This window comes from Synechococcus sp. 8F6, from assembly GCF_002252665.1.
Taxonomy (GTDB): domain Bacteria; phylum Cyanobacteriota; class Cyanobacteriia; order PCC-6307; family Cyanobiaceae; genus Cyanobium_A.
Genome location: NZ_NQKZ01000018.1, coordinates 26,103 through 38,660, shown reverse-complemented (window position 1 = coordinate 38,660; position 12,558 = coordinate 26,103). Strand labels below are relative to the sequence as shown.

The following is a 12,558-nucleotide window of genomic DNA, read 5'->3' as shown; positions in this document are numbered from 1 at the left end:
CTGGTTGATCTGCTTTGGTTTCCTTTTGGAAGCCTGAAATCAGCGATCTCCCCTTGAAGCAGAAAGCCACCCCCCGGGGTGGCTTTTTTGTTGGGCGTGTGCGCGCTTGTTGTGGTGGCTTGCTTAGGAGCGGTGGGCGTGTACCTGCAGCCAGTTGCCGTCGATGTGTTGTCACACGCGCGTTTCGCAGCAGCTGGCGGTGATGGGCACACCGTTGCTGAGCTTCTGAGTGAGGCGGGTGTAGCTCAAGATGGCCGCATCGGGGCCGATCCAGCGGGTGTGGGGCCTGGCCATGCTCACCTGCACCGGTGTGGCGCTCGCCTGGGGATCGCCGGGAAGCTCGAAGTAAAACTTGTGGAAGGGCAGGCCTTCGGCCAGCACGCCGTTGGTTTCTGCTTCGAAACAGGTGAGATCCGTGCTGCAGAGGCTGGCGTAGGTGTCCCAGTCGCCGCACGCCACGCTTTCGAGCAAAGTCTGGTTCAGGCTCAGAAGGGCTTGATCGAGGCTCTTGAGATCCGAACTCACGGGGTCAGCACCAGGTCGTTGAAGCTCACGATCCTCTCAAACGGCCCCGGGTCGCGTCCGGGGTTGCCCTCGCGATCGCTGAACACCACCTGCATGCCCGCGGCAGCGGCCGCCTGACATTCCGTTAGGGCATCGCTGACAAACAGCATCTGCTCAGGATCGACGCCGAGCTGAGCGGCGATGGTCGCGTAGCTCTCGGGCGCCTGTTTCGGGCCGATTCGAGTGTCGAACCAATGGCTGAACAGCGGCCGTAAATCGCCTGCATTGCTGTGGCCGTAGATCAAGCGCTGGGCGGCGACCGACCCTGAGGAATACACCGCCAACACCAGACCGGCCCCATGCCAGCGCCGCAGCGCGCCAGGCACATCGGCGAATAGTGGCCCTGTCAGGGCACCGCTTCGGTAGCCCTGCTCCCACACCAAGCCCTGGAGATCCTTGAGGGGGGTGAGTTTGCGATCGCGGCGGATCAACCACTGCAGGTAGGCCAACGTTCCTACCCCGCCCTGTTGCCGCAACGCTTGGGCCTCGGGGTCGGCGTCCTGCCGCCAGGCGGCTTCGACCTCATCCAGGAGGCTTCGCACCGCGAGGTCGTTGCGATGGCTGTCCAGAAACGCTTCGAGTTGTTCTGCCGCATAGGGAAACAGGGTGCTCGAGACAAAGCTCACGGGGCAGGTGGTGCCTTCGATGTCGAGCAGCACGTGTGTCACCCCCTGCCGACACACCTGGTTTCGGGGCGCTTGGCGCTGCTGCCGCGGCGCGCTTAAGGCCTCAAGCAGCAGCTGGCGCCAGTGCTGCTCCAGCAGAAATTCCAGGATCTCCAGATGGCGATGGGCCGTTGGCAGATCACGCCCCCAGGCATAGAGGCCATGGCCCGCGATGAGCAGCCCGTGGGGCGCCTGGCGCAGGTGGGGTTCGGCCTCGGCCCGCAGACGCTGCAGATCCTGGTTGTTGTCCAACACCGGAATTGCCACCGAGCTCTCGTGGGTGGTGATGCCCTCCAGACCCTTGAGCATTTCCAGGTCGTGCAGGCTCAGATGGGCAACGCCGCAATCGCCGCTGGGGGCGTAGTGCTGGGAGAGCAGCGTGCCGGCCTGGGAGTGCGTGTGCAGCACGGCACCGGCCCCGCAGGTTTCCACCAACGCCAAATGCAGCTGGGTTTCGGCGCTGGCCTTCCCCTCCCCCCGCACCACACCGCCGTGGGCATCCACCACGATCAACGCTTCCGGCGCCACGGAGCCCTTGTCGACACCGCTCGGTGCCATCAACAGCTGTAGGGGCTCGCGATCCAGCACGCAGCTGAAGTTGCCGCCCGTGCCGTCGCACCAGCCGCGGCGGTGGATCGTTGCCATGGTGGCGCTGAGTTGCTGCGCCAGGGCGGCGGTGCTGCCGGCTACGGGATCCACGCTCAACTGCAAGGAGCTCAATGCTGGCAGCTGGGGCACCAGTGGCTGCTGCGGCCGCCGAGCTTGTCGCGGCGAATGGGGGTGTGGCAACGGCGGCAGGGTTCGCCGCCCCGCCGATACACCCAGGCCACGCCGCCGTAATTGCCGTTGCTGCCGCTGAGGTCGCGAAAATCGCTGAAGGTGGTGCCCCCCGCACCGATGCTGGTTTCCAGCACCTCCACCAGGGCCTGGTGCAGCCCTTTCAGCCGCGACAGCGACAAGCGTCCACTGGGGGTGCTGGGCTGGATGCCAGCGGCAAACAACGACTCATCGGCGTAGATGTTGCCGACTCCTGCCACCAGAGACTGGTCCAACAGCGCGTTTTTGATCGGCCGGCTGGAGCCCCGCAGGCGCTCACGCAGGTAGGTGGCGCTGAAGGCCTCGCTGAACGGTTCCGGCCCCAATTTCTGCAGGCCGGTGATCACGCTCTCCACGGGCTCGCCTGGCGGCACCCACCACATCTGGCCGAAGCTGCGGGTGTCCACGAAGCGCAACTCCTGGCCCGCGGCATTGAACAGCTGCACCCGCGTGTGGGCGCAGGGCGGGCGCGGCGCATCGAGCCAAAGAAACTGGCCGGTCATGCGCAGGTGCACGCCCCAGGTGCCGGCGTCGCGTCCCCCGCGGCTGAGCTGCCCCATCAGGTATTTGCCGCGCCGCTCCCAGGCTCCAACTTCGGTGCCGCTCAGGGCGGCGGTGAAGGCGGCTGGCGATGCTGGGCTGGCGATGGCCCGCGCCCGCAGCACCTCCACCCGCTCGATCGTGAAGCCTCGGGTTTGGCTCTCCAGGCCGCGCCGCACGGTTTCCACTTCGGGGAGTTCAGGCATGGGCGCTGGCAGGGCGGGCAGAGCTGGGGACTCCTGCGAGCCCATTCGAAAGCCCGCACCACCAACGGTGGCACGGGCTGATCTGGCGCACGATTGGGATGTGGCGCGCCGCTTGAGGGAACAAGCCGGCCGGAGCTCAGGCCTTGTCGAGTTCGCTCTCGGTGAAATTGTTGGTGTTGATGCCGCCTTCAGAGCCGCTATAGCCGTTGTAGTTCACCTTCTCGAAGCGAACCACCACGGGGTAGCGGATGCCGGAGGTGTCGATTGAAGCGACGGTGCCGACTTCGTTGAACCAATAGGACTCGGGGCGCTTGATGCGCACCTTGTCGCCGCGGGAGATGGCCATCGCTGCGCTGTAGATCGGGTGGCTGCCACAGGGAAGATACCCGCGCGGGCGGGAGGCTTCATCGCCGGCGTCACGATTCGTCGCCCTTGCAGTGGGGGCCGCGAGCTGCCCCGTGGCACGATCGCGTCTTCAGCCGCGCGATCCCTTCCATGGCCATGGCCCCCACGGAGGTCCCAACGCCGCCGGTGCTGACGCTCGAGCTGCCCGATCCAGACAGCGACACCATCAGCACGATGGAGTTTCTGGCCCGCCTCGAGGAGGCCTGGGCCGTGTGCGATCGCTTCGACCTGCAGACCGAGATCTGGCGGGGGCGCATCCTGCGGGCTGTGCGAGACCGTGAAAAGCGCGGCGGCGAGGGGCGCGGCACCGGCTTTCTGCAATGGCTGCGCGAGCGCGAAATCAGCAAGACGCGGGCTTACACCCTCATCCAGTTGGCCGAGTCGGCCGACAGCCTGGTGGGCGACGGGATGCTGGAGGAAACCAGCGTCAACAACTTCTCCAAGCGCGCCTTTCTGGAGACGGCCCAGGCCGATCCGGAGGTGCAGCAAATGATCAGCGAGGCGGCCAACGAGGGTCAGCAGATCACCCGCAAGCAGGTGCGGCGTCTGAGTGATGAGTTCACCGCCGCCACCAGCCCGCTCCTGCCCGAGGAGATCCGCCAGCGCACCGCTGAAAACCTGCTGCCGCCGCGGGCTGTGGCTCCTTTGGTGAAGGAGCTGGCCAAGCTGCCCGAGGCCCAGCAGGAGGACCTGCGCCGGGTGTTGCGGGAGGAGCCGGAGCTGGAGCGGGTCAAGGATGTGACCAGCACGGCCCGCTGGCTCAGCAAAGCGGCGGAGGCGGCCCTGGCGGTGCGGGCCTTCCAGCAGGGGGAGCTGGATTTCGAGAAGGCACTGCAGGAGGCCCAGCGGCTCGATGCCCTCGGCTTGTTGGCCGATGCGGTGGGTCAGGCCCAGGCCCTGGAGAGTGCCGTGCTGAAGCTGCACACCAGCTGGCGGCGGCTGGGCGGTCTGCAGGAGCGCCTCTGGGTGGAGAGCGGCAGCAGCACTCCCCATCTACGGGAACTGCTTACGGCTTTGCAATCGCTCAGCGGCAGCACCCTGCGGGTGTCGCTGGGGGAGCTGGCGGGTGGCAAGCGGGTGCGGCTGCAGCTGGTGGAGGAATCCCCCGACCAGCTGCCCCCCCCGCCCCTGCCCTGAGCGCGGCGCCTCCCCTGCATCTGGTGGCCGCTATGGTCGGGTGCACTATGGGTAGGGCTCTTTTGTCTGGCTCCCTGCCTAGCGGCACAACTCGCAGCACGACTCGCAGCAGGCGCGTCGGCGAGCTGAAGTCTCTGGGGGATCCGCTGGAGCTGGCCCTCGAGCGCCATTTCGGCTGGTCGACGTTTCGGCCCGGCCAGCGCCCGGTGGTGGAGGCCTTGCTAGCCGGCCAGGACTGCCTGGCGGTGCTGCCCACCGGGGGCGGCAAATCCCTCTGCTATCAGTTGCCGGCCCTGGTGCGTGGCGGTCTGGTGCTGGTGATTTCGCCTCTGGTTGCCCTGATGCAGGACCAGGTGAGCCAGCTCCAGCGCCGCGGCATCCCCGCGGCCTGTCTGCACGGGGGGCTGGCGTTGCCGGAGCGGCGGCAGTTGTTGCAGCGCCTGCGGGATCACAAGCTGCGCCTGCTCTACCTGGCACCGGAGCGGCTCCAGGCGGAGGCCACCCGCCAGTTGCTCGACGACGTGCTTGAGAGCGGTCAGCTGGTGGCCCTGGCGGTGGATGAAGCCCACTGCATCAGCGCCTGGGGCCACGATTTCCGCCCCGACTACCGCCGCCTGGGACAGTTGCGCGCCCAGTGCCCGGGGGTGCCCCTGGTGGCGCTCAGTGCCACCGCCGCCCCCCAGGTGCGGGCCGACATCATCCGTCTGCTGCAGCTGCGCCGGCCGCTGATTCAGGTGCGTTCGGCCCGCCGCACCAACCTGGTGTATGGCATGCAGCTGCGCCCGGCCGATCCTTTGCCCCTGGTGCTGGAGACGGTGACGTCCGCCCGCGGGGCTGTGCTGATCTACGCGCGCACGCGCCGCTCCGTGGAGCAGTGGGCCGCCCGACTCACGGCGGCTGGGCTGGAGGCGATTGCGTATCACGCCGGCATGGATCCCGAAAGCCGCCAGCTGGCTCTCGAGCACTTTCAGCACCAGCCCAGGCCGGTGTTGGTGGCCACCGTGGCCTTCGGGATGGGGGTGGATCGACCGGATGTGGGCTTGGTGCTCCACCTGGATCTGCCGGCCAGTCCGGAGGGGTACCTGCAGGAATCGGGGCGGGCGGGGCGCGACGGCCTGCCGGCCCGTTGTTTGGTGCTCTACGACCCGGCCGATCGCACGAGCCTCGGCTGGGCCATCCGGGGGGGTGGATCCCAGCTGATGCCTGCTGCCGCCACGGCGGTGCAGCGCCAGCAGGACCAGCAGCGCCTGGAGCTGGCCCAGCAGCAACTGCGGCGGATGGAGGCCGTGGCGGAGGGCGAGGGCTGCCGGGAGCAGGCGCTCCTGCTGGCCGTGGGCGAGCTGGCCGCCGCCTGTGGCCGCTGTGACAACTGCCAGAGCCCACGGCGACGCCAGGATTGGTCGGTGGATGCGCTCACGGCGCTGGAGGCGCTCGAGGCCCGGCCGGGTCGGGATTTGCGCAGCCTGGCCGAGGAGCTGGCGGGTGCGGCTTCTGCCGAGCTGCGCCAGGAGCAGGAGGTCAGCTGGGGTTGGCTGCTGCGCCGCTTGGTGCAGGAGGAATTGCTCAGCGAGAGCGACGACGGCGCCCAACGCCTCTACCAGCGGGCCTCGGGCCGGCGCTATTGCCGCCAGCCCTGGCCGTTGCACTGGGCCGCCTGAGGCGGCTGGGGTATTAGCTGCCCCGAGCCTTGCAGATGTCGCTGATCAGCTGTTCTTCGAAGTCGGTTTGGGGAGCATCCCAGCTCTTCCACTGCCCCGACTGGCTGGTGGCATTCAGTTTGCGGGCCCCACAGTTGACCGCCAGATAGACAGGTTTGCCGTCGCCGTTGAGGGTCGGGGCCACATAGCTACCGCCCATGGGCTGCCAATTGGCCCAGTCGACCTGGAGTGGGCCGTAGCTGCGCCAGTCGGGGCCCTGGGGCTTGCTGCTGCCGGCCTTGCTGGTGGTGCTCGGCTGCGTTGTTGTGGCGGCTCGGGTGGCGGTGTTCACCGGCTTGGTGGTGGCTGGCTTGGGGGTGGCCGTTTGGGGAGTGGCGGTGGCCGCGGCAACGGCTGTGGTGGCTGCAGTGCCAGTGGTGGCTGCGGCGATGCGGCTGGTTGGCTGGGCCGTCGCCACGGCCTGGGCTGCAGCTGGCGCTGCGGCAGCGGGTTGGGGGGTGGCTTGGGGTGTGGGCTGCACCGTCGGTTGCACTGTCGGCTGAACGATCGGCTGCACCGTGGCCGTGGATTGGGCTGCCGGCGTCACGACCGGTTTGGGCTTGGGCTGGGCGACGGGTTTGGCTGCGGCTTGAGCGGGTGCTTTGGCGGCGGCTTTGGCGGGAGCCTTGACCGGGGGTGGGGCTTGCAGTTTCAACCGGGTGCCGGAGACGACCAGGTTGGGGTCGCTGATCTTGTTGATGGCCACCAGCTTTTCGACGGGCAGGCCGTAGCTGTCGGCGATGGTGGAGAGGTTTTCGCCGCTGCGCACCACGTGCTCCTTGGCGTTGCGTGGGGTGGCGCTGCTGCGGGCTGCCGGTGCCGAGGAGGGCCGACCGGGGATGGCCAGACGGGTTCCAGCCACCACCATGTTGGGGTTGCTGATCTGGTTGAGCTGGATCAGGCGCTCGGTGCTGGTGCCAAAGCGATCGGCGATTTCCGAGAGGGTTTCACCGCTTTTGATGGTGTACGGCGCCGTGGGCAAGGGGCGGGGTGCGGCTGCGCTGGCGCTGCTTCGGGCTCCGGGCACCACCAGCTTCTGGCCGGCTACCACCAGGTTGGGGTTGGTGATGCCGTTGGCCTGCATCAGCTGGGTGAGGCTGACGCCCTGACGGGCGGCGATTTCCGAGAGGGTTTCACCCGGCTGCACGGTGATGCTGCCGCTGCGGGCACCACCGCTGGCCGCTGCCGTGCTTCGGGCTCCTGGCAGCACCAGCTTCTGACCGGCCACCACCAGATTGGGGTTGGTGATGCCGTTGGCTTGCATCAGCCGGGTGAGGCTGACCCCGTGGCGCTCGGCGATTTCCGAGAGGGTTTCGCCCGGCCTCACCACCACATTGGCCAAGGCCGCTGCGGGAGCCAGGCTGGGCAGGGGCAACACCACTGCTAGGGCCAGGGCGGCAAGTGAGCGACGCATCGGCACCACTGATAGATGCTGGAACGTTAAGGGGGCCGCCCGGGCCGATCCAGCCCCCGGATGACCTTCGGCGCATCAAAGGTTCTGATCGGCCCAGCGCGATCAGCGACTCCCGATCAGCCCAGCAACCGTTTCACCAGTCCCAGCTTGCCGGCATAGGGGGGGTAGCGGAAGGGCAGATCCAGCCAGAAGGGGCGCCGCAGCACCGTGCGCTGGTGCGAGAAGGTGAGAAAGCCGGTGTGGCCGTGGTAGCTGCCCATGCCGCTCTCCCCCACCCCCCCAAAAGGCAGGGCGGCGGCGCCGGCCTGCAGCACCACGTCGTTGAACCCCACCCCACCCGAGCTGGTGGTGGTGAGGGTGCGCTCCTGGGCGCTGCGGTTGGGGCTGAACAGATACAGGGCCAGGGGCTTGGGCCTGCTGCGCACCTCCACGAGAGCCGCGTCGAGATCGGCCACCTGCTGCACCGGCAGGATCGGGCCGAACAGCTCCTCCTGCATCAGCGGATCGTCGCCGGAGGCCACGGCCACCACGGTGGGTTCGATCCGCCGCCGCGCGGCATCGCTGCGGCCCCCCACCAGCACCTGGCCCCGTTGGCGCGCGCCTGCCAGCAGGGTCTCCAGCCGTTCGAACTGGGCATCGTTGACGATGCAGCCGAGATCGTCGCTCTCCAGTGGATCGGCGCCGTAGAAGCGGGTCCATTCGGAGGCGATGGCGGCCACCAGTTCTCCCTGAAGGGGAGCCTGCACCAGCACGTGGTCGGGGGCGATGCAGGTTTGGCCGGCGTTGAGTCCCTTCCCCCAGGCCAGACGCCGAGCGGTGGTGGCGATGTCGGCATCGGCGAGCACGATGGCCGGGCTTTTGCCGCCGAGCTCCAGGGTGACCGGGGTGAGGTGGCGGGCCGCGGCGGCCATCACCAGTCGACCCACCCGGCCGCCACCGGTGAAGAAGATGTGGTCGAACTGCTCCTCAAGCAGCTTGGCGGCCACCGCCCCATCGCCGGTGACCACCTGCACCACCTCGGCGGGGAAAGCCGCCGGGATGGCGCGGGCCAGCAGCTCCGCGGTGCGAGGCGCGTGCTCGGATGGCTTGAGCACGGCGGCGTTGCCTGCCGCCAGAGCACTCACCAGGGGGTGCAGGCAGAGCTGGAAGGGGTAGTTCCAGGGGCCGATGATCAACACGCAGCCCAGGGGTTCGGCCTGCACCCAGGCTTGCCCCGGCCGCAGGGCCAGATCCAGCCCCATCGCCCGCGGGGCCATCCAGCCCTTCAGCTTCCGGCGGGTGAGAGCCAGCTCCTGGCGCACCGCGATCAGTTCGAAGGTGGCCTCGAGGGGAGGCTTGCCCAGGTCGGCGGCCAGGGCCTCAAGCACCTCCGCTTCATGCTGGCTGAGCAGTGCTGCCAGGCGATCGAGCTGCTCCAGGCGCCAGGCCAGGCTGCGGCTCAGCCCGGCACTGACCGGTGCCCGCATCGCCGCGATCGGAGTTGCCAGGAGCGGGGGGGAGGTCATGGCAGACATCAAGGGCATCCACCCTGGCAAATGGTCGGTGCTCCATGCGCAAAACATCGGTGCGCAACACATCGGTGCGGAGCTGGCCGATGAGCTCCTGCAGTGCCGGTTGCTCCAGGTTGTCGTGCCGCAGCACGACGGCAGCGGGCCGCAGGGGTTGCGCTGCTCGGGTCAGCCCCACCACCACCCAGTCGCCGAAGGGGAAGGGTTGGCTGTGGTCGCTCCAGGTGGGGGCCAATCCATTCGGGTCGGCGAGGACGGCCAGATCCAGCACCCGCTCGCGCAGCAGTTCCAGGCTGCGCTCTTCTGCCAGCCATTCCTGCGGCAGGGGGCTGTCGAAATGGCCCAGCCACTGCAGCTGACGGCTGCCCCTGGCCAGGCGCAGCAGCTGGGCGGTGTGGCGCAGGGATCGCAGAACAGCCTGGTTGGCATGGGCTCGGTAGCGGCCCTGGCTCTTGCGGAAGTCCAGCCCCAGCTGCTCGCTGGCATGGCGGTAGAGGCGCGAGACGGAACTCTGGTCGCAGTTGCTGAGGGTCGCCACGCGGCTGGTGCTGCCCGTGATCTCCAGCAGATCCAGGATCGGTACGCCGTCGATCAGGATGTCGCGCATACCGTCACAAGCATGCTTTTGCAGCGCTGCGACCGTATGAATTCGTGAGGCGCCCCGGCTTGTGGATTACCCGTTAGTGGGTAGGGCCGCCACTGGAACGATCAGCCACTGGAAAGATCAGCTGCACCGCGGCGCCTCCCAGGGGCGAGCGACCCACCACCACCTGGCCATGGTGGTTCTCCATGGTGGTCTGAACCACGAACAATCCCAGGCCGCTGCCGGTGGGCTTGCTGGTGGCTAGGGGCTCAAGGTCTGTCTCCGGCGCCTGGAAGCCCGGGCCGTTGTCCGCCACGGTCAGCACCACCGTGTCGGCATTGCGCCGAAGGCCCACCACCACCGTGGCCGGGGCGCCATCCACGCCGCCCCCCGCGCTCTCCAGGGCTTCCAGGGCGTTGCGCAGCAGGTTGACCACGGCGATCTGGATCTGGGCCGCATCGCCCATCACGGCCCAGCTCTGGTCCAACCCCTGGCGCTGCACCGTGACGCCGGCGGCCTGGAGGCTGGGTGCCGCGTAGAGCAGGGCATTGCGGGTCACGTGGGCCAGGTTGAGCAGCTGGTGGTGGGTTTGCACGTTGCGCAGCAGGCTGCGCATCTTCTCGATCGTCGCCACCACCGCATCGGCGTTGGCGGCGATGGCCCGCAGCGGTTCCTGCAGGGGTTGGGCCAGCGGAGCATCGCCCTGCTCCAGCAGCAGCTTGCTGTTGAGGAGCAGGGTGCTGAGGGGCAGGTTGATCTCATGGGCGACGGCGGCGGCCTGCAGGCTGCTTTTGAGCTTGTCCTCCAGCACCAGCACGGTTTGGGCGTCCTTGAGGCGTTCCCGCTCCATGGCCTCTGCCAGCTGCCGCCTGGCCTGGGTGAGTCGCTCCACCAGGGCGCCGAAGGCCTGGGATACCGCCTCGATTTCAATGGCGCTGCCGGCGGGCAACTTCGGGTCGAAAACCAGATCGGCTGTTGTGGGCGTCACCTGGGTGGCGGCCTCCCCACAACGCCGTCGCAACACCTCGAGCGGACCCAGCAGCCAGTCGCCCACCCGGATGGTCACGACCACCGCAGCGGCCACGGCGGCCAGGGAGAGCAGCAGGGCAATCAGGGCGAAGCGCTGGCTGGCCTGAACCGCCTGGTCGGACTGGTTGGCGGTGATCAGCAGCCAGTTGAGCCCTTCCCGTTGCCCCCAGGGATTGAGGTCGAGCAAGAACGTGTGGCCGTCTTGATCGGTGGTGTGGGGGCCGGTCTGCTCGGTTCGGGGCTGGAGGGAGCCGTTGCGGCCCTGGCGGAACAGGTTGCGGCTGGCGGCTTGCACCAGGGGATCGGGGAGTTGATCGATGCGGACCCGGCGGGTGGCGTCTCCCGTGCCGATGCTGGTGAAGGCTGGCCGGGAGCTGGCCACCACCATGCCGTCGGGCTCCACGATCAGGGCAAAGCCGCGCACGTCTTTCCACACCTCCGCCAGCCAGGTGTTGAGCTGGCTGAGCACGAAGTCGACGCCGATCACGCCGAGCAGCTGGCGATTGGGCCCATAGAGGGGCTGGTTGTAGGAGATCGCCAGCACCGCGGGTTTGTCTTCCCATTGGTAGATCGAGCTCCAGCTGGCTTTGCCCGCCTTCACCGTCTCCACGTACCAGGCTTCCTCGTGCGCGGTGGTCATGCCAGGCACGGTCTCGAGCAAGGCCCCCCGCTCCCCTTTTGCCCCCTGGGCGTACACGCCCAGGGTCCCTTTGCCGAGGGGGCTGGCGATGGCGTCCTCATTGAGCACGAAGGCGCCGTTCTCGAGCCGCTCCACCCCGATGAATTCGCCGGCTGGGTTGCCGAAGTTGATGTAGCCCACCGGGAACAGCTGCATCTGGCTCCAGAACCGCTGCCCCATGGCCTCGAAATCCGTCAGCGAGAGCTGGCCTTGCCGGATGGCGAGCACGTTGAGGTTGTTGATCAGTTGCGGGGCCTGCAACCGGCTTGAGAGCTGCTCGGAGAGGTCGGTGATGGCATCCTGCTGGCGCAGGGCATCGGTGAAGCTGAGGCCGCTGCGCTGGCCGCTGAAGTAGGCCATGCCGCCCACCGCGCTGCTCACCAGCAGCAGCTGCAGGCTGGTGGCCCAGATGATGCGGTCGCGCAGGCGCTGGCTGGGAGGGGAGGGGAGCTTCACGGCATCGGCGCTAGGTGCAGCACCGCCCGCCGCACCAGTTCGGCGCCGCTGCAGCCCAGGCGGCGGGCAATCGCCTTGCGGTGCGTCTCCACCGTGGCCAGCGACAGCCCGGTGCAGGCAGCGATGGCTTTGTTGGAGAGTCCGCGGCCGATCAGCTGGAAGATCTCCCGCTGGCGGGGCGTCAGGCTTGGAATCGCCGGGTGGCGGGATGGCGTATCGGGCTCCTGCGGCAGCAGGGCCGACTCGATCACGCCCTGGAGCGTTTCGTAGGTGGAGGTTTTGTCCACCACACCCACCAGCATCGGCTCGAGCTCCTCCGGGCACACAAAGCTGGCGGCCTGGGCGGAGAGCACCAGCGTTCGCGCCTGCGGCTGCTGCATCTGCAGAAACCGGGCCACCTCCAGGCCATCGCCATCGGGCAGGGCAAGATCCAGGATCAGGATGTCGGGTCGATGGCGGCGGCAGGCCAGCAGGCCGTCGTGGCAGCTTGTGGCTGTGGCCACCACCGCCAACCCCCGCAGCCCCTGCAACATCGTGCAGAGCAGCTGCAGAAACATCACCTGGTCTTCAACGATCAGGCAACGCAGACTCACGGAGCGGGTGCCGCTGTCTGCATCATGCCGAAGAATCCGGTGCCGGCTTCGGTTTTGTAAGCCCTTGACGAGACTTGAACTCGTGACCTCTCCCTTACCAAGGGAGTGCTCTACCGCTGAGCTACAAGGGCATGTGGAAGGTGGGCCGGGTTGGATTTGAACCAACGTAGGCAGAGCCAGCGGATTTACAGTCCGCCCCCATTAACCACTCGGGCACCGACCCGAACCACACCCGAAGAACTTACCAGCCGACCCCTCCCGGAGAC

At 68.0% G+C, this 12,558-nt stretch carries 11 protein-coding genes and 2 tRNA genes; 2 read left to right on the top strand and 11 right to left on the bottom strand.

All coding sequences use genetic code 11. The annotated features are described in order from the left end of the window. Window positions 1-171 precede the first annotated feature (171 nt). From CJZ78_RS11445 to CJZ78_RS11425, 4 genes are all read right to left on the bottom strand, one after another. Window positions 172-525 (bottom strand): DUF4440 domain-containing protein, encoded by a 354-nt coding sequence (locus tag CJZ78_RS11445; protein ID WP_094561445.1) that lies wholly within the window; start codon window positions 523-525, stop codon window positions 172-174. Next, window positions 522-1,928, bottom strand: coding sequence for an acireductone synthase (gene mtnC, locus CJZ78_RS14820; protein ID WP_369802059.1), 1,407 nt, complete (start codon window positions 1,926-1,928; stop codon window positions 522-524). The genes CJZ78_RS11445 and mtnC overlap by 4 nt, the downstream gene beginning before the upstream one ends. Window positions 1,929-1,945: 17 nt before the next feature. Further along, window positions 1,946-2,791, bottom strand: a complete 846-nt coding sequence (locus CJZ78_RS11430) for a DNA-formamidopyrimidine glycosylase (protein ID WP_094561456.1) — start codon at window positions 2,789-2,791, stop codon at window positions 1,946-1,948. A 136-nt stretch (window positions 2,792-2,927) separates the two neighbouring features. Further along, window positions 2,928-3,137 carry a photosystem I reaction center subunit IV gene (locus CJZ78_RS11425; protein WP_094561444.1) on the bottom strand — a complete coding sequence of 70 codons (210 nt, stop codon included), beginning with the start codon at window positions 3,135-3,137 and terminating at the stop codon, window positions 2,928-2,930. A gap of 155 nt (window positions 3,138-3,292) precedes the next feature. Between CJZ78_RS11425 and CJZ78_RS11420 the strand changes: the two genes are divergently transcribed. Together CJZ78_RS11420 and CJZ78_RS11415 are read left to right on the top strand one after the other, a co-directional pair. Continuing rightward, window positions 3,293-4,333 (top strand): hypothetical protein, encoded by a 1,041-nt coding sequence (locus CJZ78_RS11420; protein ID WP_094561455.1) that lies wholly within the window; start codon window positions 3,293-3,295, stop codon window positions 4,331-4,333. A 134-nt stretch (window positions 4,334-4,467) separates the two neighbouring features. Next, window positions 4,468-5,991, top strand: coding sequence for an ATP-dependent DNA helicase RecQ (locus CJZ78_RS11415; protein ID WP_233128746.1), 1,524 nt, complete (start codon window positions 4,468-4,470; stop codon window positions 5,989-5,991). Window positions 5,992-6,004: 13 nt separating this feature from the next. Here the strand turns inward: CJZ78_RS11415 and CJZ78_RS11410 are convergent, their stop codons facing one another. The 7 genes from CJZ78_RS11410 to CJZ78_RS11380 all read right to left on the bottom strand — a co-directional run bounded on the left by CJZ78_RS11410 (window position 6,005) and on the right by CJZ78_RS11380 (window position 12,515). Next, complete coding sequence (locus tag CJZ78_RS11410) at window positions 6,005-7,444, bottom strand: LysM peptidoglycan-binding domain-containing protein (RefSeq protein ID WP_094561442.1); 1,440 nt, start codon at window positions 7,442-7,444, stop codon at window positions 6,005-6,007. A gap of 116 nt (window positions 7,445-7,560) precedes the next feature. Continuing rightward, window positions 7,561-8,910 (bottom strand): aldehyde dehydrogenase family protein, encoded by a 1,350-nt coding sequence (locus CJZ78_RS11405; RefSeq protein WP_233128745.1) that lies wholly within the window; start codon window positions 8,908-8,910, stop codon window positions 7,561-7,563. Continuing rightward, a complete protein-coding gene (locus CJZ78_RS14470) occupies window positions 8,819-9,559 on the bottom strand; it encodes a hypothetical protein (RefSeq protein WP_233128737.1) in 741 nt (246 codons plus the stop codon). Before CJZ78_RS14470 ends, CJZ78_RS11405 begins: the two co-directional genes overlap by 92 nt. 73 nt (window positions 9,560-9,632) lie before the next feature. Continuing rightward, window positions 9,633-11,699, bottom strand: a complete 2,067-nt coding sequence (locus CJZ78_RS11395; protein ID WP_094561439.1) for a sensor histidine kinase — start codon at window positions 11,697-11,699, stop codon at window positions 9,633-9,635. Beyond that, the gene (locus CJZ78_RS11390; RefSeq protein WP_233128735.1) at window positions 11,696-12,292 is read right to left on the bottom strand and encodes a response regulator transcription factor; all 597 of its coding nucleotides are present in this window, start codon (window positions 12,290-12,292) and stop codon (window positions 11,696-11,698) included. The genes CJZ78_RS11395 and CJZ78_RS11390 overlap by 4 nt, the downstream gene beginning before the upstream one ends. A gap of 59 nt (window positions 12,293-12,351) precedes the next feature. Then, window positions 12,352-12,423 (bottom strand) — tRNA-Thr (locus CJZ78_RS11385). Window positions 12,424-12,433: 10 nt separating this feature from the next. Next, window positions 12,434-12,515, bottom strand: a tRNA-Tyr gene (locus tag CJZ78_RS11380). Window positions 12,516-12,558 lie beyond the last annotated feature (43 nt).

Bases quoted from the DNA above. Each gene is read 5' to 3' on its own strand.
- CJZ78_RS11430 (WP_094561456.1), bottom strand. From the start codon at position 2,791: ATGCCTGAACTCCCCGAAGTGGAAACCGTGCGGCGCGGCCTGGAGAGC.
- CJZ78_RS11425 (WP_094561444.1), bottom strand. From the start codon at position 3,137: ATGGCCATCTCCCGCGGCGACAAGGTGCGCATCAAGCGCCCCGAGTCC.
- CJZ78_RS11420 (WP_094561455.1), top strand. From the start codon at position 3,293: ATGGCCCCCACGGAGGTCCCAACGCCGCCGGTGCTGACGCTCGAGCTG.
- CJZ78_RS11410 (WP_094561442.1), bottom strand. From the start codon at position 7,444: ATGCGTCGCTCACTTGCCGCCCTGGCCCTAGCAGTGGTGTTGCCCCTG.
- CJZ78_RS11405 (WP_233128745.1), bottom strand. From the start codon at position 8,910: ATGCGGGCACCGGTCAGTGCCGGGCTGAGCCGCAGCCTGGCCTGGCGC.
- CJZ78_RS14470 (WP_233128737.1), bottom strand. From the start codon at position 9,559: ATGCGCGACATCCTGATCGACGGCGTACCGATCCTGGATCTGCTGGAG.